The organism is Amycolatopsis sp. cmx-11-32 (assembly GCF_047608695.1).
In the GTDB taxonomy this organism is placed as follows: Bacteria; Actinomycetota; Actinomycetes; order Mycobacteriales; family Pseudonocardiaceae; genus Amycolatopsis.
In genome coordinates, this window is sequence record NZ_JADNQN010000008.1 from 268,043 (window position 1) to 294,382 (window position 26,340).

Annotated in this window: 26 protein-coding genes and 1 pseudogene; 12 read left to right on the forward strand and 15 right to left on the reverse strand. The window is 68.7% G+C overall.

The window, feature by feature from the left end; all coding sequences use genetic code 11:
* The first annotated feature begins 115 nt into the window (after positions 1-115).
* A pseudogene (locus ACM6LR_RS24810) lies at positions 116-791 on the forward strand (YigZ family protein).
* Positions 792-844: 53 nt separating this feature from the next.
* Here ACM6LR_RS24810 and ACM6LR_RS24815 read toward each other — a convergent pair.
* From ACM6LR_RS24815 to ACM6LR_RS24825, 3 genes are all read right to left on the reverse strand, one after another.
* Positions 845-1,411, reverse strand: a complete 567-nt coding sequence (locus tag ACM6LR_RS24815) for a GNAT family N-acetyltransferase (RefSeq protein WP_414941088.1) — start codon at positions 1,409-1,411, stop codon at positions 845-847.
* Between the two features lie 41 nt (positions 1,412-1,452).
* A complete protein-coding gene (locus ACM6LR_RS24820) occupies positions 1,453-1,737 on the reverse strand; it encodes a hypothetical protein (protein ID WP_414941087.1) in 285 nt (94 codons plus the stop codon).
* A 96-nt stretch (positions 1,738-1,833) separates the two neighbouring features.
* The gene (locus ACM6LR_RS24825; RefSeq protein WP_414944599.1) at positions 1,834-2,349 is read right to left on the reverse strand and encodes an Lrp/AsnC family transcriptional regulator; all 516 of its coding nucleotides are present in this window, start codon (positions 2,347-2,349) and stop codon (positions 1,834-1,836) included.
* A 111-nt stretch (positions 2,350-2,460) separates the two neighbouring features.
* Between ACM6LR_RS24825 and ACM6LR_RS24830 the strand changes: the two genes are divergently transcribed.
* The 3 genes from ACM6LR_RS24830 to ACM6LR_RS24840 all read left to right on the forward strand — a co-directional run bounded on the left by ACM6LR_RS24830 (position 2,461) and on the right by ACM6LR_RS24840 (position 6,663).
* Positions 2,461-3,519, forward strand: a complete 1,059-nt coding sequence (locus ACM6LR_RS24830; RefSeq protein ID WP_414944600.1) for a Glu/Leu/Phe/Val dehydrogenase dimerization domain-containing protein — start codon at positions 2,461-2,463, stop codon at positions 3,517-3,519.
* A gap of 166 nt (positions 3,520-3,685) precedes the next feature.
* Positions 3,686-3,823, forward strand: a complete 138-nt coding sequence (locus tag ACM6LR_RS24835) for a hypothetical protein (protein WP_414941084.1) — start codon at positions 3,686-3,688, stop codon at positions 3,821-3,823.
* A 65-nt stretch (positions 3,824-3,888) separates the two neighbouring features.
* A complete protein-coding gene (locus ACM6LR_RS24840; protein ID WP_414944601.1) occupies positions 3,889-6,663 on the forward strand; it encodes an FAD-binding and (Fe-S)-binding domain-containing protein in 2,775 nt (924 codons plus the stop codon).
* On the opposite strand, the gene ACM6LR_RS24845 is transcribed toward ACM6LR_RS24840, so the two are convergent.
* Positions 6,660-7,481 (reverse strand): helix-turn-helix domain-containing protein, encoded by an 822-nt coding sequence (locus ACM6LR_RS24845; protein ID WP_414941082.1) that lies wholly within the window; start codon positions 7,479-7,481, stop codon positions 6,660-6,662. The genes ACM6LR_RS24840 and ACM6LR_RS24845 overlap by 4 nt on opposite strands.
* 170 nt (positions 7,482-7,651) lie before the next feature.
* Here ACM6LR_RS24845 and ACM6LR_RS24850 point away from each other — a divergent pair, with 170 nt between their 5' ends.
* On the forward strand, positions 7,652-8,671 hold the full coding sequence (locus ACM6LR_RS24850) for a serine hydrolase domain-containing protein (protein ID WP_414941081.1): 1,020 nt from the start codon (positions 7,652-7,654) through the stop codon (positions 8,669-8,671).
* On the opposite strand, the gene ACM6LR_RS24855 is transcribed toward ACM6LR_RS24850, so the two are convergent.
* Positions 8,640-9,200 carry a hypothetical protein gene (locus tag ACM6LR_RS24855; protein ID WP_414941080.1) on the reverse strand — a complete coding sequence of 187 codons (561 nt, stop codon included), beginning with the start codon at positions 9,198-9,200 and terminating at the stop codon, positions 8,640-8,642. The two genes, ACM6LR_RS24850 and ACM6LR_RS24855, sit on opposite strands and share 32 nt — an antisense overlap.
* A gap of 51 nt (positions 9,201-9,251) precedes the next feature.
* On the opposite strand from ACM6LR_RS24855, the gene ACM6LR_RS24860 reads away from it, so the two are divergent.
* Positions 9,252-9,812, forward strand: coding sequence for a TetR/AcrR family transcriptional regulator (locus ACM6LR_RS24860; protein ID WP_414941079.1), 561 nt, complete (start codon positions 9,252-9,254; stop codon positions 9,810-9,812).
* 76 nt (positions 9,813-9,888) lie between these two features.
* On the forward strand, positions 9,889-11,091 hold the full coding sequence (locus ACM6LR_RS24865; protein ID WP_414944602.1) for a cytochrome P450: 1,203 nt from the start codon (positions 9,889-9,891) through the stop codon (positions 11,089-11,091).
* Here ACM6LR_RS24865 and ACM6LR_RS24870 read toward each other — a convergent pair.
* Together ACM6LR_RS24870 and ACM6LR_RS24875 are read right to left on the reverse strand one after the other, a co-directional pair.
* Positions 11,072-11,986 (reverse strand): phosphotransferase family protein, encoded by a 915-nt coding sequence (locus ACM6LR_RS24870; protein ID WP_414944603.1) that lies wholly within the window; start codon positions 11,984-11,986, stop codon positions 11,072-11,074. The genes ACM6LR_RS24865 and ACM6LR_RS24870 overlap by 20 nt on opposite strands.
* 42 nt (positions 11,987-12,028) lie before the next feature.
* Complete coding sequence (locus tag ACM6LR_RS24875; protein WP_414941076.1) at positions 12,029-12,595, reverse strand: TetR family transcriptional regulator; 567 nt, start codon at positions 12,593-12,595, stop codon at positions 12,029-12,031.
* A 113-nt stretch (positions 12,596-12,708) separates the two neighbouring features.
* On the opposite strand from ACM6LR_RS24875, the gene ACM6LR_RS24880 reads away from it, so the two are divergent.
* From ACM6LR_RS24880 to ACM6LR_RS24895, 4 genes are read left to right on the forward strand one after another with little or no spacing between them, the layout of a single operon-like run.
* Entirely contained in the window at positions 12,709-13,899 is a 1,191-nt protein-coding gene (locus ACM6LR_RS24880; protein WP_414944604.1) for a cytochrome P450, read from the forward strand.
* Between the two features lie 2 nt (positions 13,900-13,901).
* Positions 13,902-14,117 carry a ferredoxin gene (locus tag ACM6LR_RS24885; protein WP_414941074.1) on the forward strand — a complete coding sequence of 72 codons (216 nt, stop codon included), beginning with the start codon at positions 13,902-13,904 and terminating at the stop codon, positions 14,115-14,117.
* A gap of 53 nt (positions 14,118-14,170) precedes the next feature.
* Entirely contained in the window at positions 14,171-15,391 is a 1,221-nt protein-coding gene (locus ACM6LR_RS24890) for a GNAT family N-acetyltransferase (RefSeq protein WP_414941073.1), read from the forward strand.
* Between the two features lie 58 nt (positions 15,392-15,449).
* Complete coding sequence (locus ACM6LR_RS24895) at positions 15,450-16,364, forward strand: nuclear transport factor 2 family protein (protein WP_414941072.1); 915 nt, start codon at positions 15,450-15,452, stop codon at positions 16,362-16,364.
* Here ACM6LR_RS24895 and mtnA read toward each other — a convergent pair.
* Positions 16,336-17,301: an S-methyl-5-thioribose-1-phosphate isomerase gene (mtnA, locus tag ACM6LR_RS24900; protein WP_414944605.1), complete on the reverse strand. Its 966-nt coding sequence runs from the start codon at positions 17,299-17,301 to the stop codon at positions 16,336-16,338. The two genes, ACM6LR_RS24895 and mtnA, sit on opposite strands and share 29 nt — an antisense overlap.
* A 48-nt stretch (positions 17,302-17,349) precedes the next feature.
* Between mtnA and ACM6LR_RS24905 the strand changes: the two genes are divergently transcribed.
* The gene (locus ACM6LR_RS24905; RefSeq protein ID WP_414944606.1) at positions 17,350-17,757 is read left to right on the forward strand and encodes a RidA family protein; all 408 of its coding nucleotides are present in this window, start codon (positions 17,350-17,352) and stop codon (positions 17,755-17,757) included.
* A gap of 482 nt (positions 17,758-18,239) precedes the next feature.
* Here ACM6LR_RS24905 and ACM6LR_RS24910 read toward each other — a convergent pair whose 3' ends face one another.
* The 7 genes from ACM6LR_RS24910 to ACM6LR_RS24940 all read right to left on the reverse strand — a co-directional run bounded on the left by ACM6LR_RS24910 (position 18,240) and on the right by ACM6LR_RS24940 (position 26,296).
* Positions 18,240-18,698 (reverse strand): YfbM family protein, encoded by a 459-nt coding sequence (locus tag ACM6LR_RS24910; RefSeq protein ID WP_414944607.1) that lies wholly within the window; start codon positions 18,696-18,698, stop codon positions 18,240-18,242.
* Positions 18,699-18,707: 9 nt separating this feature from the next.
* Positions 18,708-19,505 (reverse strand): PIG-L family deacetylase, encoded by a 798-nt coding sequence (locus ACM6LR_RS24915; protein ID WP_414941068.1) that lies wholly within the window; start codon positions 19,503-19,505, stop codon positions 18,708-18,710.
* A gap of 551 nt (positions 19,506-20,056) precedes the next feature.
* On the reverse strand, positions 20,057-20,746 hold the full coding sequence (locus ACM6LR_RS24920; RefSeq protein WP_414941067.1) for a dienelactone hydrolase family protein: 690 nt from the start codon (positions 20,744-20,746) through the stop codon (positions 20,057-20,059).
* A complete protein-coding gene (locus ACM6LR_RS24925; RefSeq protein WP_414944608.1) occupies positions 20,743-21,627 on the reverse strand; it encodes an arginase family protein in 885 nt (294 codons plus the stop codon). The genes ACM6LR_RS24920 and ACM6LR_RS24925 overlap by 4 nt, the downstream gene beginning before the upstream one ends.
* Positions 21,628-21,795: 168 nt before the next feature.
* Positions 21,796-23,010, reverse strand: a complete 1,215-nt coding sequence (locus tag ACM6LR_RS24930; RefSeq protein WP_414944609.1) for a GGDEF domain-containing protein — start codon at positions 23,008-23,010, stop codon at positions 21,796-21,798.
* 139 nt (positions 23,011-23,149) lie between these two features.
* Positions 23,150-24,361: an MFS transporter gene (locus ACM6LR_RS24935; RefSeq protein WP_414941063.1), complete on the reverse strand. Its 1,212-nt coding sequence runs from the start codon at positions 24,359-24,361 to the stop codon at positions 23,150-23,152.
* A gap of 81 nt (positions 24,362-24,442) precedes the next feature.
* A complete protein-coding gene (locus ACM6LR_RS24940) occupies positions 24,443-26,296 on the reverse strand; it encodes a VanW family protein (protein WP_414941062.1) in 1,854 nt (617 codons plus the stop codon).
* Positions 26,297-26,340: the final 44 nt, after the last annotated feature.

The window sequence follows — 26,340 nt, forward strand, 5'->3', positions numbered from 1 at the left end:
TGGTGTGACCTGGATCGCGCATTGGAGTGGGTTTCACCGGTGTTGCGGTGACCTGAGGTGACCATCGAATCGCCCGAACGGCAGAGCGCCCCGTCTGGTTTGAGAGGCTTGGCCGATGGCGGATCGTTATCTCACCGTGGCGGGCACCGGGGTGCACGAGATCGAAATCCGGCGTTCGCGGTTCCTGTGCGCGCTCGCCCCGGTGACCTCGGAGGAGGCCGCCCGCGAGGTGATCGCCGCCCGGAAGAAGGCCGATCCGGCCGCCCGGCACCACTGCCACGCGTTCGTCCTGGGCACCGACGGCAGCCGGAGCGGCCCAAGGGATCCTCGGCGGGAAAGAGTGCCTCGAATCGAGCGTTCGAGTGACGACGGCGAGCCGTCGGGGACGGCGGGCACCCCGATGCTCGAGGTGCTCCGCCGCCGGGAGCTGACCGACACGGTCGCGGTGGTGACCCGCTACCTACTTCGGCGGGGTCCTGCTCGGCGCTGGTGGCCTGATCCGTGCGTACGGCCAGGCCGTCTCCGAGGCCGTCGACGTCATCGGGGTGCGGGAGTACCGGCGGCTACGGCTGGTGGAGGTCGTCGTCGACTATGACCGGGCCGGACGGCTGGAGAACGACATCCGCTCGTCGCCGTACCTGCTGCACGCGACGCGGTTCGAGGACGTCGCGCACTTCGACGTCGGCGTCGCACCGGATCAGGGGGACGCGTTCCACGCGTGGCTCGCCGACCTGACCGGCGGTGAAGCCCTCACCGCCGAAACCGGCGAAACCTGGCTCCCGAACCCGTGACCAAACACCGAACTCGCGTGCTCAGAGACGGAACTCACGAGATCGGCGTCTGATCACGTGAGGGCGCGGGACCGCCATTCCTCCAGCGTGATCGCGTACTCGACCTCGCCCTCCTCCGTGCCGGGGATCGGGTCGTCGAAGTCCTCGTGATAGGTCCGGACGTGGTGCATCCCGACCTTCTCCATCACCCGGCGTGACCCCAGGTTCACCGCCATGGTGGCCGCCCAGATCCGTCGCGCCCCGAGTTCGGTGAAGCCCTTCTCCAGCAGCGCGAGCGAGCCTTCGGTGGCGTAGCCCTTGCCCCAGGAAGAGCGGTTCAGCCGGTAACCCAGTTCCGGGTCGTCCGTGTGATGGCCGCGCAGCGGCCGGAAATGGAACCACCCCAAGAAAGCCCCACTGGATTTCTCGATCGCCGCCCAGAACCCGTAATCGGGGGAACGCTCGTAGTAACCGAGAAAAGCGGGAAGGTCGAGCTTTTCGATCTCCGCCCGGTCGGCTGGTTTGCCCCCATTGAGGTACCGCATGACTTCGGGGTCGTCGTAGAGCGCGAACAGGTCGTCGACGTCGGCGTCGGTGAACTGCCGCAGCAGGAGCCGTTCGGTCTCCAGAAAGACACGCATCAGCAGATCTTGGCGCCTCTCGCGCACCCCGGCAAACGTTTTTAGGCGGCGGCCATCGGCGGTAGGGCGAGTGCCGGTGCGGCGGCCCCCAACGCTTCCGCCCCTGCCTCGGTGAGCCGGGCGGGGACGCGTTCGCCCCATCGGCCGCCGCGGGCGGGTGCTACCAGGCCGAGGTGGGCCAGGCGGTGCGCGGTGTGCTGGTCGCAGCAGGCGAGACCGTCGACGAACAGGTCCGGCTCGCAACTGCGGCTGATCTCGGCGTGGCCATCGGCCACGGCTTTCAGGGTGGCCCGCTCACGATGGTTCAGCTCTGTCCGAACGTCCATGGCGTGCCTCCTTTCTGTTCCGCTTCGAACAAGTCAAACCCATACCCCCGACAGTTTCCGTCTTCTCCGGTGCGAAATCTTGGATTTCGGGCGGACTCAGGGGTGGTGTGTCGGGTATTCCAGGGTGAACTCCTTGGGGTTGTCACCGGGTATTCGCAGCGGAAGCGGTTCCAGCTCGGTCTTGCGCAGATGCCGGAAAATGATCGAACTCCGGAAACCGACGATCTCCTTGCGCTTCGACAAGCGATCCACCAGGAATGAGTGGAGCTGTTCGACGTCCTGTGCGGCGACGTGGATCAGGAAATCGTCGCTGCCGGCGGTGACGAAGACCGAAAGGACCTCCGGCAATTCGGCGACCGAGCGCTGGAACGAGTCAATCACCTCCCGGCTCAGCGGCCGCACCTGCGCCGAGACCATCGCCTGCACGCCGCGGTTGAGGCTGCGCAGATCGATGTCCGCGTGGTAGCCGCGGATGACGCTGCGTTCCCGCAGCAGCCGCGTCCGTTCGAGGCAGGTCGACGGCGCGACGCCGACCTTCCGGGCGATGTCACGGTTCGACTGCCGCGCATCCGCCTGGAGTTCCCGGATGATCGCCGAATCAAGTTCGTCCACGGTGATCCCTTCCCAGAGCCTGCCGAATATCGTTCGGCAGGCCACCCGTAAGCGTGACGATCAGCCTAACTTCAGCGCAAGTAGCCGACTAATTGCGCGAAGGGGACCAAAATGTCTGTACAGGAGCTGGTCGTCCGGCGGGGGCGCAGGTCCGGGGTGACCACGATGGTCGCCGTGCACTCCCGCACGCTCGGCCCGGCCGTCGGCGGTTGCCGTTTCAAGGTCTATCCGGGCATCCACGACGCGATCGACGACGTCCTGAGGCTTTCCTCGGCGATGACCCGCAAATGCGCCGTCGCGGGCCTGGACTTCGGGGGTGGCAAGAGCGTCATCACGCTCGAGAGCCTGCCGACACCCCGGCAACGCCGAGAAATCCTGCTCGACCACGCCGACCTCATCGCGTCACTCGATGGTGCGTATCTCGCCGGTCCGGACGTCGGCACCGGGCCGGACGACATGCTCGTGCTGCGAGAGCGGACGCCCCACGTGTTCTGCGTGCCCGAGGAGCACGGCGGCACCGGGTCGTCCAGCGGACCGACCGCGGTCGGCGTGCTCGCCGCGCTGCGGGCCGGGGCGAAGACCGTCTTCGGCGACGACGAGATGAAGGGCCGCAAGGTGGTCATCAGCGGCTACGGCTCGGTCGGCGCGCACCTCGCCACTGACCTGGTCGCGCAGGGTGCCGAGGTCATCGTGTCCGATGTGGACGAACGACGCCTCCTCGCCGCCGAGGAACAGGGACTCGGGTGGGTCCACCCTGAGCGGGTGTTCGGAATCGAGGCCGAAGTCCTGATCCCGGCGGCCGTCGGCGGGGTGTTCGGCCCCGCCACCGAGGTCAAGGCACCGCTCGTCGTCGGCCCGGCCAACAACCAGCTCACCGAGGACGCGGTGGCGGACGGCCTCGCCGACAGGGGGGTCGTCTGGGTCCCGGATTTCGTCGCGAGCGCAGGGGGAGTCGTCTACACCCTCGGCCGCGAAGCCGAAAACCTGACGCACGCCGAGGCCCTCGCCCGTGTCGAGAGGTTGGAGTCGACCACGCGACAGATCCTCGACGCGGCTTCGGCCAACGGCACCACACCGCTGGCCGAAGCGAACGCGCTCGCCGAAGCCCGGCTCACTGCTGGTGCGGAGCCACGTACTCCTCCGCCTCGGGAGCCTCGAACAGCGGCTTGACGTAGCGGACCCCGCCCCTCGGCCGACGCGTCCGGTGTCGCCGCGTACACCTGGCGCGTCGCCGGGGTGCCCGCCTTCGAGAAGTCCAGTGCCGCCACCAGATCCTCCGTGCTCGCCGACGTCGCCTGCTTCAGCGCGGCGGCGATGCCCTCCCGGGTGAGGCCCGTTGAGCGCCGCGACCCGGTCGAGGGTTGAGCAGCTCCTCGCGCTCACGCGGAAGCCCGCCGAGCACCGCGCTGTGCTCGGCGGCGAGGTGCTCGGCGGTGTGCCGTCTGGCCCTCACGCGTTCACGACCGCACACTGAGCGTGGTCTCCGACACACCCGGCTGGAGAGGTTCACCGATGCATTCTCGCCCCCGGTTGTCTTGAATGGACTCCGTGGAGATCCTGGCCGACGCCGCGACACTGGCGCTGTACACGACCGATGCCTCCAACTACCGGCACGTGCCCCACGGCGTGGTGCTGCCGCGGAGCGTCGACGAGGTGATCGCGGCGGTCGCCGCCTGCCGAGCGGCCGGGCTGCCGGTGATCGCCAGAGGCGGCGGTACCAGCGTCGCGGGCAACTCGTGCGGCCCGGGCGTCGTGATCGACACGTCCCGCCATCTGGGCGGTGTGCTCGCCCTCGATCCGGAAGCCAGGACGGCGAGGGTGGCACCCGGAACCGTCCTCGACCACCTTCAGGCGGTCGCCGCGCCGCACGGCCTCCGGTTCGGGCCCGACCCGTCGACGCATTCGCGCTGCACGATCGGCGGGATGATCGGCAACAACGCCTGCGGTTCGCATTCGGTCGCTTACGGGCGCACGGTCGATGTCGTCCGCGAACTGGATGTGCTGCTCTACGACGGCACTCGGCTGACCGTCGGGCCGACTTCGCCGTCCGAAGTGGACGAGCGAGCGGCCAGGCCCGGTACGGAAGGCCGGGTCTTTGCGGAGTTGCGTGCGCTCGTCCACGACAACCTGGCGCTACTGCGCACGGAACTGTCCACCTTCAGCAGGAGGGTGTCCGGATACGGCCTGGAACACTTGTTGCCGGAGCACGGTTTCGACGTCGCCAAGGCACTGGTCGGCAGCGAGGGCACCTGCGTCACCGTGCTGGAGGCGACGGTCTCCCTCGCCAAGGTGCCGGACCGCAAGGTGCTCGCGGTACTCGGTTTCGAGTCCGACATCGCCGCCGCCGACGCCGTCCCGGCGATCCTGCCGTGGTCGCCGTTGACCGTGGAGGGCGTCGACGCGGACCTCGTCGCGCTGCTGGAACCGGGCCGCGCCGACGGACTTCCGCCGGGTGGAGCCTGGTTGTTCGTCGAAATGACCGATCCGGACAAGGCACGCGGGCTGATCGCGGAACTACACGGCGCTTTGACCGGGTCCGCGCTGCTGGACGACACGGCCGCGCAAAAGCGACTGTGGCGGATCCGGGAGGAGGGCGCCGGTCTCGCGACGCGACTGGCCGGTGGCGAGGAAGCCTGGCCCGGTTGGGAGGACGCCGCCGTCCCACCCGCGCGGTTAGGTGCCTACTTGCGCGAGTTCAAGGAACTCATGCGGAAGCACGGCCGCAAAAGCGTGGTCTACGGCCACTACGGCGAGGGCTGCCTGCATCTGCGGCTGGACTTCGATCTGCTTTCCCCGCGAGGGATCGCCGGATTCCGGTCGTTCCTCGAAGAGGCCGCCGACCTGGTCGCCGCGCACGGTGGTTCGCTGTCCGGGGAACACGGCGACGGCCAAGCCCGTTCGGAACTGCTGCCCCGGATGTACAGCCCAGAGATTCTCGCGCTTTTCGCGCGGTTCAAGGGGATCTTCGACCCGGACGGCAGAATGAACCCCGGTATCCTCGTCGATCCGAGGCCGGTCGACGCCGATCTCCGGGTGCGGCGAGCGCCGCTGGACCTCGAAGACGTCACCGCGCTCGCGTACCCGGAGGATCAAGGGAGCTTCGGGCAGGCGATGCGGCGCTGCGTCGGTGTCGGGAAATGCCGCGACACCGCCGGTGCGGCCGTGATGTGCCCGAGTTACCGCGCCACCCGCGAGGAGAAGCACTCGACGCGGGGCCGCGCGCATCTGCTCGCCGAGATGGTGAACGGCGAACTGATCACCGACGGCTGGCGCTCCGAAGAGGTCGCCGAGGCGCTGGATCTCTGCCTGTCGTGCAAGGGCTGCCTATCCGATTGCCCGGTCGATGTCGACATGGCGACCTACAAGGCGGAATTCCTGCACCAGCACCACAAGGGGCGGCCGCGCCCGGCGTCGCACTATTCGATGGGCTGGCTGCCGGTGTGGCTGCGTGCGGCGTCACTGGCGCCGCGGCTGGCGAACACGTTGTCGCGCCGGTTCTCCGGTCTGCTGAAGAAGCTCGGCGGGATCGCGCCGGAGCGGGAGCTGCCGACGTTCGCCGGGACGTCGTTCACCGGGCGCCGCGAGGATCTCCGGCGGTGGGCGACCGGTACCCGGCCCGTCGTGCTGTGGCCCGATTCCTTCAACAACTACCTGACCCCGGACGTCCTCGACGCCGCGGCCGAGGTGCTCACCGCGGCGGGCTACGACGTCGTCCTGCCCGATCGCGGCGTCTGCTGCGGTCTCACCTGGGTGTCCACCGGACAGCTCGACGTGGCGAAGAAGGTGTTGCGCCACACGCTTTCCGTTCTCGAACCGTACCTGCGGTCGGGATATCAGGTCGCCGGGCTGGAGCCGAGTTGCACGGCGCTCTTCCGCGGCGACCTCGAAGCCCTGCTGCCGGGTGACCCGGTCGCGAAACTGCTCGCCGGGCAGACCAGGACGTTCGCCGAGCTCATCGAAGACTCACCGCTCGAATTCCGGTCGCTGGACGTCGAAGCACTCAGCCAGGTGCACTGTCACCAGCACGCCGTGCTCGGCTTCGGGGCCGACGAGGCCGCGATGCGCGCCGCGGGTATCCACAATTCCACCATGGATTCCGGCTGCTGTGGATTGGCCGGCAACTTCGGCTTCGAACGCGGGCATTACGACGTATCCGTCGCCTGCGCCGAGGATCGCATGCTGCCCGCGATCCGCGCCGCGGCCGAGGGCACCGAAGTGGTCGCGGACGGGTTCAGCTGCCGGACGCAGATCGAGCAACTCGACGGACGCAAGGCCGTGCACCTGGCCGAACTGCTACGGCGTGCGCTGCCCTAGAGCCTTTCCGGACCGGCGGCCCCGGCGATCGCGCTGTCGACGCGTTCACGCGGCCAGCCGAGTACGGCGGCCGCCCTGACCGTCACGCCGGGATCGGCACGGACCAGGGCGGCGAGCACGGTCAGCGCGTCGTCTCGTGCGGTGGCGCCGGGACTGTTCGCCATGGCGTCGGTGACGGTCGCGAAAAAGCGGCTCATCCGGTCCAGCCGCGCCCCGGCGGGGGAGGTGCGATCGAAGAGTTCGGCGCCATCGCGGGCGGTGTCCGCCCAGGTCGCGTTCGTACGGGCGCTCGAGAGCCAGGCGCGGAGCCAGACGTCGTCGTCGATGAAGTACCACTCGCGCCTTCCCCGATGCGTACGCCGGACGACTTCCAGTCCTTCGAGGTAGGAGACGGCTTTGGACACCGAGGCGGGGCTGACCTGGAGCAGTCGGACCAGCTCGGCCGAGGTCAGCCCGCCCGAGTTCGTGGTGACCAGGCGCGCGAGCACCCGCGCGGCCATCCGAGGCAAGCCGCTCCGGACCATCATCTCGGCGAAGCGGTCCGCGTAACCCCGTACCGCGGCCGGCTCCCCGTCCAGCGAGTCCAGAGTGGACGAATCGGCAAACGGGCCGCCTCCGCCTCGCCTGCCGCGCCAGATGGTGGCGTGCTGGGCGTGGTTCGCCCGGTAGCCGCGGCGCCCGCCGTTGCGGGCGACCTCGCGGCTGATGGTCGACGTCGGCCTGCCCAAGCGGCGCGCGATTTCGGCGAACCCGAGGTTCTCGGCCAATCCCGAAGCGATCCGCTCACGGTCTTCCCCGGTGAGCCTTCCCGATGTCACCGGCCCAGTGTGCGTCAGGGGCAATATCAATGCAACGTCGTTGCGTTTCACGGGAAGGCCAATGCAATGAACTGGGGCTGTCAACGGATATTCGACGGAAAGTCGCCGTATGAGCATTGACGATCGAGGAAAGACGACTTTAGCGTCCGTGGTGCCTGAAAGGGGGCGACATGATCAAGACCGCAGTGCGGCGAGTACTCGACCGGGCGATGGCCGAGGGCGGGATACCCGGCATCCTCGTCGAAATCCGCGAGGGGGCCGGCAGTCGGTCCGATGAGCGGAAACGCTCGCCCGAGGACAGGTTCCGCATCGGAAGTATCACCAAGACGTTCACCGCCACGGTGCTCTTGCAGCTGGCGGCCGAGAACAAGGTGAGGCTCGACGATCCGGTGGGAAAGTGGTTGCCCGGGCTGGTGGAGGGGAACGGTCACGACGGGGACGAAATCCCCCTCCGGCGGCTGCTCGACCACACCAGCGGGATCGCCAACCACACGGAGGATCCCGAGGCGTTGAGCGAGTACGAGACCTACACGCCGCGGCAACTCGTCGATATCGCCCTACGGCGTCCGGCCGCCTTCAAGGCCGGTACGGACTGGGCGTACTCGAACACCAACTACGTGCTGGCCGGGATGATCGCGGAGCGGGTCACCGGACGGGACCTCGCCGCCGAGATCGCCACGCGGATCACCGTCCCGCTCGGCCTGAGCGGGACACGCCTGCCGCGGGCGGGTGACGAGACCCTCGGCGAGCCCCATTCCCGTCATCACACGAAGCTGTTCTCGCCCGATCCCGCCGCCGAGATTTACGACGCCACCGAACTGGAGCCGAGTCCGTACTGGGCGGCGGGCGGGATGGTCTCGACGGCCGGTGACCTCAACCGGTTCTTCGGTGCGTTGCTGGGCGGGCGGCTCCTGCCGCCGGAGCAGCAGCGGGCGATGTTCACCACCATCCCGACCAAGAATTGGCTGCCCGCCACGACGTATGGCCTCGGCGTCTCGTCCGTGACGTTGCCCGACGGCACCGAGTTGTGGGGGATGGGCGGCGCTCTGTTCGGTTCGTGGTCTTACGTCTACGGTTCCCGCGACGGTGGGCACCTGCTCGCGGTCAACGTCAACGGCGACTGGACCTCCGGTCCGTGGGATGATGCGAGCGGCGTCTTCACCGACCTGCTGGTGGCGGAGTTCTGTTGAGCCGCGCGTCGCGTTCGGCGTATCCCTTCAGTGTCAGCAGCTGTTTCCGCATCATGACCAGGTCACCCCAGCCGAGCAGGAACTCCTTCAGGCGGCCTCGGAGTCCCTTCGAGGTCACGACGATGCGGCACAGCATCCGGCACGACCGCTCGTCGATCGCCTCGACCGAGTACGTGGCCGCCACCGGGCCGAACAGCTTCTCGGACTTGGCGAAAGTGCGGCCGGTGAGGCTGTGCCCCCGGTCGACCTCGGTCAGCTCGAACACGATCAGCGTGTCGCCGGGAGCGAGGTCGTCGGCGCCGGGCGTGAGTGCGCGCGGACTGCGGTGCCCCAGGTTGTCGAGCAGGTCGTAGCTGTAGGGCGCGACCGAGATCTGGCAGAGCCAGCGGTAGGCGAGCGCGGCGGGCGCCTGCACGGTGACCGCGCGGTCGAACCGCGCGACAGGACCGTCGAGCAAGGTGTCCGCCGGCTGCGCGCGGCGGCGTTCTTCCGGGGTCGCGCCCCAGTTCGCGGGTGATCCGAAACGCATGGTGACTCCCGTACGGTGCCGTATGTTTTTCCGTACGGTAGCGTATGCAAGGTGGCCGGGAAACGGAAGCTCGCCCGCGAGGATTGGGCGGACGCGGCGCTCGAAGCGCTGTGCGACGGCGGGGTCGCCGCGATCGCCGTCGAACCCATCGCGGCGAAACTCGGGACGACGAAAGGCAGCTTCTACTGGCATTTCGCCAACCGGGACGCGCTGGTCGAAGCCGCCGTGCGCCGCTGGGCCGAGCAGCACACCGAGGCGTTGATCTCGTTGCTGGACGGGATCTCGGATCCGGTGCGGCGGCTGCGTGAACTTTTCGAACTCGTCTTCGGGGTGAAGGACGACCAGCGGGCCGAGCTGGCGCTGCTCGCCCATGCCGTCGACCCGGTGATCGGCCCGCTGCTCGCCGACGTCACCGCGCGGCGTGTCGATTTCATCGTCCGGTGCTTCCGGGAGATGGGCTGTCCCGAAGCCGAGGCCCGGCATCGTGGTCTGCTGGCCTACACGGCCTTCATCGGGTTGATCCAGGCGCAGCGGGCGAGCGGCGGCACACTGCTGTCCGCGGCCGATCGGCCGGGCTATCTGGAGTTCCTGCGCGGGATTATCACGCGGTGAGAGGGATCTTCGGCTCTTCGGGGAGGTGACCGGCCGGAGCCTTCCGACGGTGCGGCCCACCACCCATCATCGGCCCATGACAGCCACGTATCCCGCGGCCAAGAACCACGCCGCGACCCCGATGGGCGCGATCTACGCCGAGTGTCCGCCGATGTCCCGGGTCGTCTTCCCCAGCGGCTGCGAAGGCTGGCTGGTGACCCGGTACGAAGACGTCCGCTTGATCTTCTCGGATCCGCGGTTCTCCCGGAACCTGCTCGATCCCGGCGCGCCGTGCCTCATCGAGCCGGGCGACTTCTCCACCGGTGAGCACAGCATTCTGAACATGGACCCGCCGGATCACACGCGGCTGCGGAAGCTGTCGGCGCCGGCTTTCACCGTCCGCCGGATCGCCGCGCTGCGGCCGCGGATCCAGGAGATCGCCGACGATCTCCTTCGCGTGCTGGCCGGGCAGGGCCCGCCGGTGGATCTCGTGGAGACCTTCGCCTTCCCGCTGCCCACCGCGGTCATGTGCGAAATCCTCGGTGTCCCGTTCGAAGGCAAGGAACGGTTCCGCCAGTGGTCGCGGGTGATCGTCACGCCGATGGCCTACACCCCGGCGGAAGTGGCGCAGGCCCGGCGTGACGGGGCGGAGGACATGGCCGCGCTCGTCACCGTCAAGCGCGCGAAGCCGGGCGAGGACCTGCTGAGCGTCCTCGTGCACACCCGTGATGAGGACGGTGACCGGTTCACCGAGGCCGAGTTGATCGATCTGGCCACCCAGCTCCTGCTGGCCGGGCACGAGACGACGGTCAGCCTGATCGCGACCGGGATCGTGCTGCTGTCGGAGCATCCGGACCAGTTCGCCGCGCTGCGTTCGGATCCCGATCTGACGGCGGGGGCCGTCGAGGAGATCATGCGCTTCGACGGCCCGGCCGAGGCGTCGCTGCTCCGGGTCGCGCTGGAGGACGTCGAACTGAGTGGTGGCCTGGTCCGGCGCGGTGAGGCCGTGCTGGCGCACACCGGTGCGGCGAACCGCGACGAGAGCGCCTTTCCCGGCGCGTCGCGGTTCGACATCCGGCGCCGGAACGCGCCACAACTCGGCTTCAGGCACGGCATTCACTTCTGCCTTGGCGCGGCACTCGCGCGGCTCGAAGGGGAGATCGCGTTCCGGACCCTGCTCGACGGACTGCCGGGACTGGATCTCGCCGTTCCTCTCCCGGAAATCGTGTGGCGGCCGCCGCTCTCGCTTCGCGGCCCGGAAGCCGTGCCGGTGACGTGGGCTACCACCAAACGCGGCTGAGGCTCTCCAGCGTCGGTTCTTCCGGCGCCGGAAGAACCTTGAAGTACCACGTGAAATTGCTGTAGACGTGCAAAAGCGCATACGCCAGGCAGCGCCGCGAGAACCCATCGTCCCGATCGACGCCGTACCCGGTGAGCAGCCGCCGCAGGAAGTCCTTGTCCCCGCCGGAAACGAACAGGCCGACGGCGACGAAGTCGTACTCGGCGGCACCCCGCATCGCGGGTTCGAAGTCGAAGAGGCCGGTCAGCCGGGGGCGTTCGCCGTCGTGGGTGACCATGACGTGGTCGCGCATGAACTCGGTGTGCAGCGGGACGACGGGAGGTGAGCCCAGCTCGACGGAATCGAGGAACGCCGGGATCTGCGCGATCCAGCTTTCGCCGAGGCCGGTCCGGCGGTGCTGCTCGACGGCGTTCGCGCGCTGCTCGGCGACGAACGAGGCCCAGTCCGGCGGATCCAGGACGTCCAGCCGCGGGTCGCGCAGCGAATGCAAGGCGGCCAGCGCCTCGCCGAGTTCGGGAGCGATCAGGTGCTTGTCCTCTGTGGACAGTTTGGGCCAGGCGTTTTTCAGTGTTTCGCCGCGCAGACGCTCCATGAGCACGTAGCCCCAGCCGTCCCGCTCGCCGACGTCGTGCACGGCGGGCGTCGGGATCGGGAGCTTGCCGTGCAGGACCTCGAGCATCGTCTGCTCGGTGGGGAGTTCGTCGAGATGCACCGGCGGGAACAGCTTGAGTACCAGGTCTTCGCCGACGGCGTAGACAGGCAGTGAGCCTTCGGTGAACGGGACGACCTCGCCGAGCCCGAGCGACCCGGTCAGCGAGGTCACCGCCGGAAGCAGGTCTTCCCTGGTCAGGGCGTCGAACTCGGCTTCGGTGCCGGCGGGCGGGAACGAGGTCACGACACCGACCGTAGAACAGCGGGGCCGGGGACGGCGACGCAATTACCCGCTGCGCTCCAGCAGCGTCCGTGCCGCGCCGAGCACGAGACGGCAGACGTCGTCGGGATCCGCGCTGGCCAGAGGTTCCTTGCCGGTGATCTCGCGGACGAGGCCGATCCCGAGCAGCCAGGCCAGAACGAGGTCGGCCCGCAGATCGGCGTCGTCGGCGTCGGTCAGCGTGGCCAGCACCTTCGCGTACTCCTCGCCGAGTTGCCGCCGGACCGTGGCCGCCGCGCTGTCGTGCCCGGTCGAGCGCAGGTAGGCGTCGAGTGTGCGATCCCGCCCGGTGTCGGACTCCAGCATGCTGCGTAACGCGGTCCCGAGCAGTTCGTCCGGTGGGGTGGTGGCGATCTGCTCGCGTCCGCCGCGCGCCAGTACCTCCTCGAAGAGCGCGTCCTTCGAGCCGAAGTAGCGGAACAGCAGTGCCTGATTGGCTCCGGCGAGCTTCGCGATGTCTCGCACGGTCGTCCGGTCGAAGCCGCGTTCGGCGAACAGAGCCGCCGCCGCGTCGAGCAAGGCCGCCTTTGTCGCGGCCGCGTCACGCTTGCGGACCTGCGGTTCTTCGGTCATCGGGCACAGGCTAGCCGGACGTCGCACGGTAGGCGCATTGACGCGTTCCGTGATCGTGGTTAGCGTTGTAAGCAGTTGCTTACAAACCGTCGAGCCGGGGGGTTTCCGGAAAAATGACCACCACAGGACCTGAGATTCTCGCCTATCCCTTCAATCAGGACGCGGGACTCGAACTCGACGAGGCCTACGCCGCCGCCCGTGCCGCCGAGGGCATGCTCCGCGTCCGTCTCCCGCACGGCGAGCCGGCGTGGCTCGCCACCCGCTACGCCGACGCGCGTCTCGTGCTGGGTGACCGGCGGTTCTCCCGCGCGATGGCCGTGGACAAGGACGAGCCGCGGATGGCGCCGGGCAGGCGGCCCGGCGGGATCCTGAGCATGGATCCGCCCGACCACACGCGGCTGCGCACGCTGGTCGCGAAGGCGTTCACCATGCGCCGCGTCGAACTGCTGCGGCCGCGGGTCGCGGACCTGGCGGCTGGCCTGATCGTGGACATGAAGACCAAGGGACAGCCCGCCGACCTGGTCGAGGACTACGCGCTGCCGATCCCGGTCGCGGTGATCTGCGAACTGCTCGGCGTCCCCGTCGAAGACCGGCCGAAGTTCCGTGTGTGGAGCGACGCCGCGCTGTCGACCAGCCCGTTGACCACCGAAGAGATGATGGCCAACCAGGAAGAACTGCGGGCGTACATGCACGTGCTCGTCGAAGAGCACCGTGCCCGGCCCCAGGACGACCTGATGACCGCGCTGATCGAAGCACGCGACGTCCGCGACAGGCTGAGCGAGCTGGAACTGGTCGACCTGTGCATCGGCATCCTGATCGCCGGGCACGAAACCACCGCCAGCCAGATCCCCAACTTCGTCTACGCCCTGCTCGAACAGCCGGACCAGCTCGCCCGCCTGCGCGGGGACCTGGACCTGATCCCGGCCGCGGTCGAAGAACTGATGAGGTTCATTCCACTGGGTGCCGGAGCCGGGTTCGCCCGGTACGCCACCGAAGACATCCAGGTGGGGGACGTGCTGGTGAAGGAAGGCGAGCCGGTGATGGTCGCGATCGGCGCCGCCAACCGGGACGCACTCCAGTTCACCTCGGCGGAAGCCCTCGAATTCGGCAGGGAAGTCAACCCCCACCTCGGTTTCGGGCACGGCGTGCACCACTGCCTCGGCGCACCCCTGGCGAGGCTGGAACTGCAGGAGGCCTTGCGGGCTTTGTTGCGTGATCTTCCCGGACTGCGCCTCGACGGCGATATCGTGTGGAAGACGCAGATGCTGGTGCGGGGACCCCGCTCCATGCCGATCGGATGGTGACCATGAGCTGGAATGTCGAGGTCGATGGCGGGACGTGCATCGGCTCGGGAATGTGCGCTTCGCTGATGCCGGAGGTCTTCGAACTGGAGGGTGCCACGGCGACAGTGGTCGCGGGGGAGGTGAGTCCGGACGAGATGGTGCTGGACGCGGCGGACTCCTGCCCCGCGATGGCGATCGAGGTGACGGAGAAGGGTGAGGTGATCGGGCCGCGGCCCTGATCTTCGCCCGTTAATACGTGGCGGTCGTCGGTGAAAAGGCGTAGGACGACTGGGTGACCGATGATGGCCTGACCCTTCGTAACCTGACCACCGACGACCTGCCCGCACTCTCGGACATGCTGGCCCGCACGTTCCTCACCGACCCCTCGGAAGGGTTCCAGTACCGTGAGGGGCTGGTGTTCGAACCCGAGCGTTCGCACGGCGTCTTCGACGGTGACGAACTGATCGGGATGGGGGAGATCCTCAGCCGGAAGATCACCCTGCCGGGTGCCGGGCCGACACCGTTCGCCGGGATCACGTCGGTCGGCGTCGCTCCGGGACATCGGAGGCGGGGCGCGCTCACCCGCGTCATGCGGGCGCAGCTCCACGGCCTGCACGAGGACGGCGCCGAGCCGATCGCCGCACTGTGGGCCTCCGAAGCCGTCATCTACCCCCGCTTCGGCTACGGCCTCGCGACGCAGTTCTACCGCGCGAAGGTGCGCGCGAAGTCCGCGTTCCGGCCCGGCGTCGAACTCGAAGCCGAGCGCGTGCGCGAAGTCGGCCGCGAGCAGGCGATCCCGCTGATCAAAGCGATCTACGAGAAGGAAGCGTCACAACGGGTCGGCGCGCTGGACCGGCCGGGGGCGACGTGGGAGTTGAACCTCGACGACCCGGAGCGGCGAAGGAACGGCGCGACCGCGCTGAGGTTCGCCGTCCTGTCGGACGGCTACGTGATCTACCGGCTGAAGAACGACTGGAATGAGGAAGGCCCGCGAGGGACGTTGACCGTGCAGGAACTGGTCGCGACCACGTCGGAGGCCTACGCGACGCTGTACCGCTTCCTGCTCGACTACGACCTGGTCTTCACCGTGGAGACGTTCGCCGCCCTCGACGAACCGCTCATCCACCTTCTCGCCAATCCCCGCGCCATGACCCGGTCCGCCGGTGACTCCCTGTGGGTCCGGCTCGTCGACGTCGATCGGGCCCTGGTCACCCGCCGCTACGGCGTCCCGGTGGATCTGGTGTTCGGTGTGCGCGACGCGTTCTGCCCGTGGAACACCGGGAACTGGCGGCTCGTCACCGATACCGATGGGAACGCCGAAGTGACCAGGGTGGAGGACGCGCCGGATCTCGAACTGGACGTGATCGACCTCGGCGCGATCTTCCTCGGCGGGACCCGGCCGAGCACGCTCGCCGCGGCCGGGCGGATCAAGGAACGGACCGCGGGGGCGGTTTCGCGGGCGACCGCGGCTTTCGCCGGCGACCGCGAGCCGTCCTGCCTGGAATCCTTCTAGGGCGGCATTACCTCGCGGGTAATCGACCTCATGTGGTCCTTCGCGCCAGAGTGACCTGGTGCGAAAAATCAACGGATTCTTGGGTGCGGCGGCTGTCCTGCTCGGTGCGATGCTCGCGCAAACCGGGACGGCGACGGCGAAAACAGGTGAGGACTGCCCGATCCTGGAACAGCTGGGTGATCGTGTCGAAGGCACGGTGTCACCGGGCGCCTGCGCCTTCATCGCGAAACAGACGGAATTCGGGGCAATGCGCTCGGACACGCCTGAGGCGCGAGAAGCTCGCGTTCGGTTGTACGGCACCATATTCGCCACCGACGGGACGCTCGCGGAATCGGGCAGCGCCCCGCCGATGCGAGGCAGAGCCGCTATCGAGACCAATCTGCGGACCCTGCTGGGCGCCTTCCCGACTTTCCGGTTCACCCCGGTGAAGATCGTGGTGAACGGCGATGCGGTCTTCTACGAGGCGAGCAACGAAGCGGTGATCCACGGCCGGATGGTGCGGTACCCGGCCGTCTACCGGGTGGTGCTCAAGGGAGGCGAAGTCACCCAAGGCCGCCGCTATCACGATCGGACGGAATGGTTCCGCCCGATCGAGAGGGATGCTCTCCGTGAACTGTTCGCCGGTGTCGCCGACGACTGCCCGAGGAGGGGGCCTGCCTTCATCGGGCCGGGACTGACGACGCCGGTGACGGACCCGGTCTGCCACGGCGCCTACCTCGGCAGGTTGTCGGGCGCGATGACCGACGTCCGGCTGAAGGCCGATCAGTCGGCGGCCGGTCCGCGCACGCGGTTCCAGGAATACCACGGAACCGTACGGGCGAAAGGGCGGACGATCGATTACGGGATGATCGTGGGCAACGGGCCAGGCGGGGTCCGGTACTACTTCGACACGCTTCCGCTGAACTACGACGACACCGAGACGGCCGTACTGTTCGGCAAGCTGCTCACGGGCACAGCACCCCCTGCTCGGTGACCACCGCGGTCACCAGCTCGAACGGCGTCACGTCGAAGGCCGGGTTGAAGACCCGCGCGCCTTCGGGGGCGACCTTCGTTCCGCCGAAGCTCAGGACCTCGCCGGGATCGCGTTCCTCGATCACGATCCCGGCGCCGTTTCGCATCGTGATGTCCACAGTGGACGATGGGGCGACGACCACGAACGGGATTCCGTGGTGCTTCGCCGCGATCGCCAGGCCGTAGGTGCCGATCTTGTTGGCGACGTCACCGTTCGCGGCGATGCGGTCGGCGCCGACGAGCACACAGTCGACCAGGCCGCGGCTCATCGCGGCGGCGGCCGCACCGTCGGGCTGGATCCGGTACGGGACACCGGCTTCGGCCAGTTCCCAGGCGGTCAGGCGGGAACCCTGCAACAGCGGCCTCGTCTCGTCGACCAGCACGGACTCGACCAGGCCGCGAGCGTTCAGGTGCCAGACGACACCGAGCGCACTGCCCCAGGCGACCGTCGCGAGGTGGCCGGTGTTGCAGTGGCTGAGCAGCCGCAACGGCCGCCGCTCGCAGTTTTCGAGCACCACGGCGGCCGCGAGCCGGGAAGCCTCGTGGTTGATCCGCTCGTCCTCGTCGAGGATCTCCAGCGCTTCGGCGAGGACGGCTTCGGGCCCCTCCGGGAGCTTCGCGAGCGCCCGGGAAACGCCCCAGCTCAGGTTGACCGCGGTCGGCCGGGCCTTGGCGACGCGTTCCGCCTCGGCCCCGACGTCACCTTTCGCGCGGGTCGCGAGCACCACGCCGAGCGCCCCCGCCGCGCCGAGCGCCGGTGCCCCGCGGACCGCGAGGCGCTGGATGGCGTCGACGAGCTCGCCGACCGTGCGCAGTTCGAGCACGCGGTACTCGGCGGGCAGCGCGGTCTGGTCGATGATCGTGACCGCGTCGCCGGTCCAGTCGATCGTCCTGCGCATGACTCCCCCGTGAAATCCGGTTGTCCGGTCGCGGCCGCCTCGATGAGGATGCGGCTCGTGACCATTCAACGCCACCATCCGCCCGGTCTGCACCCCACGCCCACCTACCACCACGTGACCATCGTCGAAGGACGGCGGGACATCCACCTCGCCGGCCAGTGCCCGCTCTCCGAAGACGGCAAGGTCGTCGAGGGCGACGTGCTCGCCCAGGTCGACCAGGTCGTCGCGAACACCGCCGCCGCGCTCGCCTTCGCCGAGGCGACCCCGGCCGACGTCGTACGCACGGTGCTCTACGTGGTGACGCCGGACGCGGACGTGCTTTCGGCCGTATGGGACCGGTTCGTCGAGTCGGAGATCGGGGAGGCCTTCACGACCGCGAGCACCCTGCTCGGTGTCGCGCAGCTCGGCTACCCCGGGCAGCTCGTCGAACTCGACGTCACCGCCGCCACGTCCTGACCCCGTCACCGCGACTGGGTCGGGGTGGTCTCGAGTGGCGATTCTGGTTCTGGTGGACCCGTATTTGCCTACCCACCGAGCGGTTTCGTCCCGTAGGTCTCGCATCGAACGGCGACCCGGCGAGTTGAGCGTCCCCGATCCTCCCTTGATCAAGGTCCGGGTCGGGCGCGGCTTCCTGACGAGGTAGGAATTAGGACGCTGAACGTCCCAATTCCTACCCAGTCAGCCCCTGCGCAGGACCGGGCAGGTAAGCAATCCGGATCCGCCCTCACCACTCACGAGGCTCTTGTGCCGCGCGTGATCGGTTGGACGACACGAATGCGGGCTGCGCGGCGTGTCGTCCATCCCGTCACGCGTGTCGTCACTCTGGTCACGCGACATCGCCATCGGCGCACCGCGGTAGGTACCTAAGACACCCTTGGCCCTGACACGAATTCCTGCTCACCGGGAATCTTCTGTCCGGACCTGGGGAAGCGGGGTGGTCAGGTGATGATCGTGACGACCGGATCCCCTGCCTTCGCGGACCCGGCGAAGAAGGTCACGAGTTCGTCGTAGTAGCCCCGCACGTAGTCCAACGCGTCAGGCTCGTCCCAGATCGACGGGTAGATGCCGTTCGCCTCGAGCTGCGAGAGCTCGACGCCTCGCGACAGCTGTTCGAACCGGGTTCGCGACAGCTCCGCGGCGACGTTCCCCACCTCGTCGGCCGTGAAGTACCGCGCCGGTCCGTCACCGCCCTCTTCCCCCAGCAGTGTCCCGCCCAGCACGAAGTCGACCTCGAACCCGGCCCGTTCGGTCAGGAACCACAAGGCGTGCCACGCCTTGTCGATGTCCACGGCCCGCTCGGTGTCCCTGGTTTTCTCGGCGTACTCCCAGTACTGATCGGGCTTCTCGATCAGCTCACGCAGTTCACCGGACGTGACGCGAAAGTACGCTCCGCACATGCCCATCGGTCAAAGCCCCGCCATGATGTCGGTCTCGGTGATACCCGGCCCCTGACCTGCGCGGATGAACCACTCGGTGCCGAACGCCTGCGCGAAACCCTCGTCGGGCATCGCGAGGAAGAACGAGTCCTCACTGATCTGACTGGCGTGCGCGCGCATCGCGGCCCGCTTCTGCGGCAGGTACGCGGAGACGTCGACCCTCGCCGTCAGCACCGCCTCCGGCTTGCCGAACTCGGCACCGCTCTCGTCGAAGTCGGGCAGGTCCTCGGCCTTCATCTGCCCTGCCCGCACCGCCTCCTCCATCCCGCGGCGCATCTCGTCACTGTTGCTCGTGGCCTCGTAGACCCGCGGCGTGCCCGCCAGCTCGGCCGCCCGCATGCCGACGCGGTACACCTGGATGTGGTCCGGATGCCCGTAGCCGCCGTTGTCGTCGTAGACGGTCAGGACGTCGGCCTGCTCCTCGCGCAGGATCTCGGCCAGCCGCTGTGCTGCCTCCTCGACGTCGGCCTGCCAGAACGTGCCGGGCACGTCGTTACGCGGCTCGCCCATCATGCCGGAATCCGTGTACCCCAGGAACTCCACGCGCTTGGCCCCCAGCACCTCGGCCGAAGCGTGCGTCTCCTGCACGCGGCGCTGCCACAACTCCTCTCCGTCGTCGAGGAACCCGTCCGGAACCTCGCCGACCTCGCCCCTGGTCGCGACGACGAGCACGACACGGTGACCTTCCTCGAAGGCCTTGCGCATGACGCCGCCCGCGACGATGCACTCGTCGTCGGGGTGGGCGTGAAAACTCACCAATGTGGCCATAGTGGGGAAACTACCGGGAGGCACCGACATATTCCGGCGCGCACCCACCCGCATAACGGTTGGCCATCCGCGTGTTGCGGATCCGGCCGCTCACCCGACTCAAGACACACGGACAACGGGGTGGAAAGGGTGGCCGGCTTTGGTGAGGATCGACGATTGGTACCTGGACCGTGCGCACCGGCGCGAGGTGAGGTCAAAATACGGCCCTGACGACGACATCCCGGATCCGGATGTTTTCGGAGAGTCATCGGCGCAAGGGTGGATCGTCCTGGGAAGCGGGCGGCTACGGCACAAGCATCCGGCCCCGGCGCCTGAAGCTCCGCGCAAACTGCCACGCGCTGGTGCCTGCAGGGGCCGAGCGGGGAGGATTTCGGACGTTCAACGTCCGAAATCCTCCCCGCTCGGGAGTGTGCCGGGGGAACTCAACGTCCCAATTCCTACATCGTCAGCCTCACACAGCGACGAAGAGCCGTCCGACTTGCAAGACCTCGACTTTGCCGGGACCCTGCACCCTCAGAGTAGGGAAGCCGGGCGCGGCACGCTAAGCCGGCTCAAGCAGGGAAGGTCCGCTCCAGGAACTCCAGCGTCAGCGCCCAAGCCGCCGCGGCAGGCTCAGGCTGATGAAACATCGGCGCCACGTGGTTGTGGAACGCGTGTCCCGCCCCCTCGTGAATGTGGATCTCCGCGCCCTCATGACCGGCGACAGCGGCTTCCAGTCGACGCACACCCTCGACGGGGATGTAGGGATCGGCCCCGCCGAACTGGAACTGGATCGGGCAGGTGATCCTGTCCAGCAAGGGAAGCTGCTCCGGCACCCGGGATCCGTAGTACGAAACGGCGACGTCCGGGTCGCCCTCGGCGGCGGCCGCGTAGGCCATCGAGCCGCCGAGGCAGAAACCGAAGACTCCCGCGCGGCCATCGGTTTCGGGCAGGGAACGCAGCGTCGCCAGTGTCGCGAGTACGTCGGTGACCGCGCGTGGCGGGTCGAGTTCGCCGGCGACCGCCATCGACGCCGAGACCCCGGCTTCATCGTGGGTGGCCGACCAGGCGGGGGCGATCCGCCAGAACAGTTCGGGCACGGCGACGACGTAGCCGAGTGCGGCCAGGTCGGCGGCGACGGACTTGAGGTAGTCGTCGAGACCGAAGATCTCCTGGATCAGCACCAGTCCCGGGCCGGAGCCGGATTCGGGCAGCCAGAGCGGGGCGTCGAACGAGCCGTCGTCGACGGTCACTTTCGTCATCGGGTTCCTTCCAGTGCGTGCACGAGGCAGTCCGTCACCAGGGCGGCCTGCGTGCCGTCGGGGTCGAGGTCGGGATCGAAGATGGTTAGCTCCAGTCCGACCGCGCCGGGGATCGCGAGCAGACCGCGGAGAAGTTCGACGAGCTTGTCCGGGCTGAGCCCGCCGGGGTCGGGACTGTCCACAGCGGACACGAACTCCGGGTCGAGGGTGTCGATGTCGATGTGGATCCAAAAACCTTCCAGTGGCGCGAAAATCTCACGGGCGGCGGCGAGCGCGCCGTCGGTGCCGGAAGCCATGATCTCCTGGCTGGTCACGATGCGAAGCCCGGCATCCCGCGCCTCGGCGGACTCCTCCGCGCGTACGCCGAGCACGAGGACGTCTTCGTCACGGACGTAGGGTCCCAATCCGTCCACATCGGCCAGTTCCGGAGCGCCGCGACCGGTCACGACGGCCAGGGCCTCGCCACCGACGGAGGCGACGTGATCGGAGTTGCCGACGTGCCGGAAGTCGTCATGCCCGTCGAAGTAGACGATGCCGAAGCGGCCTTCGCGACGCAGGGTCAGCATCGCGGCGAGCGCGATGGAGCAGTCGCCGCCGAGCACGACCGGGAAACCACCGTCCGCGCGGATCTTCGCGATCCGCCCGGCGAGGGCCGCCGTGTAGTCCGCGATACCGGCCGCGTTGCGGACGCCACCGTCCGGGGACCAGTCCGGCAGATAGCGCGGCGGAGTGACCACGCCGCCGTCGGTCGCGCCCAGACGGGTGCGCAGTCCGTGATCACGCAGCGCGCCCGGTGCCTTGTAGCAGCCCGGAACCACGCCTTCGGCGGGTGGCCGCAGCCCGAGGTTGGACGGCGCGTCCAGCAGTACGAAATTCCCCATGCCCACACCGTAGTAGTCGCGCCGTCCGTCCCTTCAGGTTGAAGAGATACGGAGGAGGCTCAATGGCGGAGCGGACGAAGTACCCCTTCCCCTGATCGCGATTCGTCCTCTAGTTGCGGTACTTGCACACGCATCTACCGCAACTAGAGGACGAAACGCGGGAGGAGGTCAGCCGGTCACCTGGTAGCCGGAGGTCCGGTTCCGCCCGGTGTTCTTCGCCTCGTACAGCGCCTGGTCCGCGACGGCGATCACCGCGTCGAGGTCGGTCACGCCCGGCCGGTCGGCGAGGCCGATCGACACGGTGACGTGCTCCGGCAGACCATCGGCACGCGAAGCCACACTCGACCGGATCCGCTCCGCGATCGCGTGCGCGTGCACCGCGGGCGTACCGGGCAGCAGGACGACGAACTCCTCACCGCCGAACCGCCCGACCAGATCGGTGCCGCGCACCTCGGTGCGCAGCGTTTCCGCGATGGCGGCGAGGTACCGGTCGCCGACCAGATGCCCGTGCCGGTCGTTGATCAGTTTGAACCGGTCGACGTCGAGCATCAGCAGGCTGGTGTGCCGTCCCGCGCGACGCGCGCGGTCGAGTTCGTCGGCCGCGGCCTCCCGCCACGCCTTGGCGTTGAGCAGCCCGGTCTTGGCGTCGTTGCGCGCCTGCCGTTTCAGTTGCCGCAGCAGCACCCCGCGGTGCAGCACCAGCGTGATCCCGACGACCAGCAGCAGCACCACCGGCCAGTCCCGCAGCGCCCACGCCACGATGACGCCGAGCGCGATCGTCGCCGCCTCGAGCGCGTACTCGAACGGCTTCGCGAGCGCGTCGCGCAGCTGGTCGTGCGGGGTGCCGTAGTACACCGCGATGGTCATCAGCACGGTGTTGACCAGCAGGAACACCCCGCCTGCCGCGATGACCAGCCCGAACGACCGGACGTCGCGGGGGAGGACGTCGAACGGGACGGCGTACCGGTCGAGGAACGTGGCGGCCGCGAAGCCGGAGAGCACGGTGGCCGACGCGGAGAACGTCCGCCGGAACAGCGGGTTCGGCTGGCCGCGGAACCAGCGGTAGAAGAACGACACGGCGATGACGAGCGCGGCGAGCGTGGGGTGTGTCAGCAGGACCGCGGCGAAGGTCCATACGCTGTCCAGTGAAATGTGCGGCGTCCCCGCGAAACGTTCCCGAACTCGCTCTACAGGGCGTGACAACTCCGTGTACAGCACGGCGCTGGTGATCAGGATCGCGAGGGGGACCGCGTCACCCGGAGTGACCGGGACGCGAACAAAAGACCAGGCGGATCCGACGATCGCCGCGACGTCCACCAGAAGGACGAAGCCGATCAAACCGCGGTGGGGTAGCCGCCACAGCGCCCAATTCGTTAGCGCCACGGTGACGAACGTAATCGGTTGGATACTCGGTGTCACTACGCTGTATGGGTAGGCGTGGGTGCACCACGCGTGACCGGGATCGAGATCAAGAGGGGGTGAGCTCCATGCGCGGGCAGAACTGGTGAATACCCGGTTCCGGTCAAAGGGGGTGAAGCGGGGCCACGTGGCGCCATGCCCGGGTGGCCGGAACAGCCACTACGAGACCGGCGAGTGCGATGACCGAGACCGTCGTCGCGGGTGAACCGAGTACGCCGACGAGCAGGCCGCCGGCGATCAGCCCGATTCCCTGCACGGCGATGAGTCCCGACCCGGCGAGGCCGAAGGCCTGGCCTCGTTCGGTGTCGGGTACCAACCGCATGAACGTGGTGCTCGCGGTGACCTGGTAGGCCGCGCACATCCCGGACAGCACGAGCAGTCCGGCGGCGTAGGGGAGCGAGGGCCGGAACCAGAACGCCGCGAGCGGCACGATCGCGCCGAGCGCCAGCGTCCCGACCAGCCGCAGCCGGACTTCCGGCCGGACCAGGCGGCCCAGCACGAACACCCCGAGCACGATCCCCGCCGGATGCGCCGCGAGCAGCAGCCCCGCCGTCACCGCACCGCCGCCGATCTCCGCGGCGTAGGGCACGGCGAGCCCTTCCGGCACGATCACGAAACCCGCCAGCCACGCGAGGCCGACCAGCGCGCGCAACCGCCGGTCGTGCCAGATCGTGCGGGCACCCGCCGAGAGCCGCCGCAGGGTCGACGTCGCCGGTCCGCCGGAACCCGAAGCGGGCCGGGCGCGGACACCCAGCCGCAGGACGATCGCGGAGATCCCGAACGTCACCGCGTCCAGCGCGAGCCCGCGCCCCGGCCCGATCGCGGCGATGATCGCGCCGCCGAGGGCGAACCCGGCGAGCTGCCCGACCTGGTTGGTGATCTTCAGCAGGGACTGGCCGAGTACGTACTGGTCCCCGCTCAGCACCGACGGCAGGACGGCGGCCTGAGCGGCGGTGAACGGGGCGTTCGCCAACTGCACCACCACGAGTACGGCGGCGAGCACGGGCAACGGGATGCCGGGGATCGCGAGTACCGCGACCAGCATGGCCCGGACGACGTCGGAGCAGACCATCACCGCCCGTCGTGGGAACCGGTCGGCCAGCCCGCCGAGCAGTGGCCCGCCGACCAGGTCGGGCAGGTAGGTGAGCGCGTAGGTCAGCGCCGGCCAGGTCGCCGACTGGGTCCGCTGGAACACCAGTACCGACAGGGCGACCCTGGCCACCTGGTCGCCGAGGATCGACTGGAGTTCCGCGAACCAGATCGCCCGCAGTTCACCGACCGCGAGGATCTGCCGGAAGGTCGCCTTCGAGGTCACGAGGTGGCCACCCCCGTTCAGTCGGGTCGGCCACTCAGCGTACCTTCCCGGACGCGCTCGGTGAACGCGTCCGGGTGAAAATTACTCCGTACCGCAGGTGATCTTCGGCTGCGGGTTGTAGTGCACGTTCCGGGTGTGGCGCCGGACCTCGCGGCCGGACGCGGCGTCCTTGATGACCCGGGTGTCCGACGTGGTGAAGCCGGGCGCGCCGTTGCTGGGCTTGCAGTTCTCGGCGGGGCCGGGCTTCGTCGGCGGCTCGGACGGGTTGGTGCGGCCGCCCGGTATCGACTCGACGGTGTACTTCTTGGTGCCCCACAGCCGGATCGTGATGTCCGACGGCGACCAGATGGTCTGGATCGCGACGCCGGTGTCACCGTCGTTGGTGAACTTCAGGTCGATCACGCTGCCGCCGCCGTGGTTCTGGAACACGGTCGCCTCACGCGCGGCGGGGTACCGGCTGATGTAGTAGCTGTGTTCCTTGTGTTCGGTGTCCTTCATGCCGGCGAAGTACGAGGCGTTGTACAGCGTGGTCGCGAACTGCGAGATCCCGCCGCCGACCTCGCGGCCGGGCGCGCCGTCCTTGATGACACCGGCTTCGACGTAGCCCTGAGCCGCGCCACGCGGCCCGGTGAACCCGTTGAGGCTGAACGTCTCGTTCGGCTTCACGATGGCGCCGTTGACCTTCTGCGCCACGACCCGGATGTTCGTCCCCGAGTCCGAAGCGAAGCCGCCGGTCTTGAACTCGCTGACGACCTCCTTGATGCCGAGCTGGTTCGCCTGCTCGGTGGTCACCTTGGCCGGGGTCTTCTTGTAGGTCACCGGCAGCTCGCGGGGACCGGTGCGCTTGAGCACGTCGAGCACCGGTTTGAGGCTCGGCTCCCAGTCGACGACGTTGGCGTCCTCGGAGGGCTGGACGGTCGGCTTGCCGCCTTCGAAGACGATCTGCGCGTCCTTGCCCTCCTTCTCGGTGGACTTCAGCTGCGGGCCCGCGGCCTCGATGATCTTGTTGTTGTCCACCTTCGGGTTCAGCACGCCGCCGTCGGCGGGCTCGAAGGTCAGCGCGGTCGCGATGGCGTCGGGTTTCACGACGGCGTCCTTGCCATCGCCCTTGATCACCATCGGCGCGGCCACGGCGGGCTTCGCGACCTGTTCGAGGGCGGTGTTGACAGCCTCCGCGGAGACCTTGACCGGGGTCTGGGTGACCGCGAGCGTGAGCGGCTCACCGCTCGCCCAGCGGTCCAGGATCGTCTGCTTGGCGGCCTCGACGTCGAGCTTCTGCCCGGTCTTCGGCTCGACGGCGACCGGCTTGGCCTCCTCGAAGCGGATGGTGCCCTCGACGGGGTCGCGGTCGATCTTGTCGCGCAGGCCCGCCAGCGCGGAGGTGAGCTTCTCGTCCTCGGTGCGCGTGACGACCCCGACCTCGGTGGTGGAGAAGAACGACGCGACCCGCGTGAACGGGTTCAGCGGCTGGTCGCCCGCCTGGTCGAGGGTGGCGGGCCAGTCGAGGCGCAGGCCTGCCGTGTTCGGCGCCAGCGACTCCTCGGCGTCGCCCGCGACGACCTTCACCGGCCGGGTCAGGCGCGGCTCGATCGTTCCCTTGAGCTCCTTCTCGGCCGCGGCGCGGTCCATCCCGCCGACATCGACCCCGGCGACGGTGACGCCGCGGGGGACGCTGCCCTGGGAGACCAGCACGTCGAGGGCGTACGCGACGACCAGCAGGCCGAACACGCCGCCACCGATGAAGGCGGCCTTGCGGTAGCTGCGACGGCGTTTCGGTGGCGCGGGCTCCTGCGGCGTGGCAGACTCCGCGGCCCCGGGCGTGACGACCGGGAGAATGTCCGTCTGCTCGGCATGGGACTCGGGCCAGCGCGGTTCCTGCGGCAACACTCCACCCTCCACGGTCCGGCGAGTACGCCGGACGTCGTGATCGAACATCCGGGCCTTCCACGCGTTCCGGACGTAGGTTCAAGATACGGGGC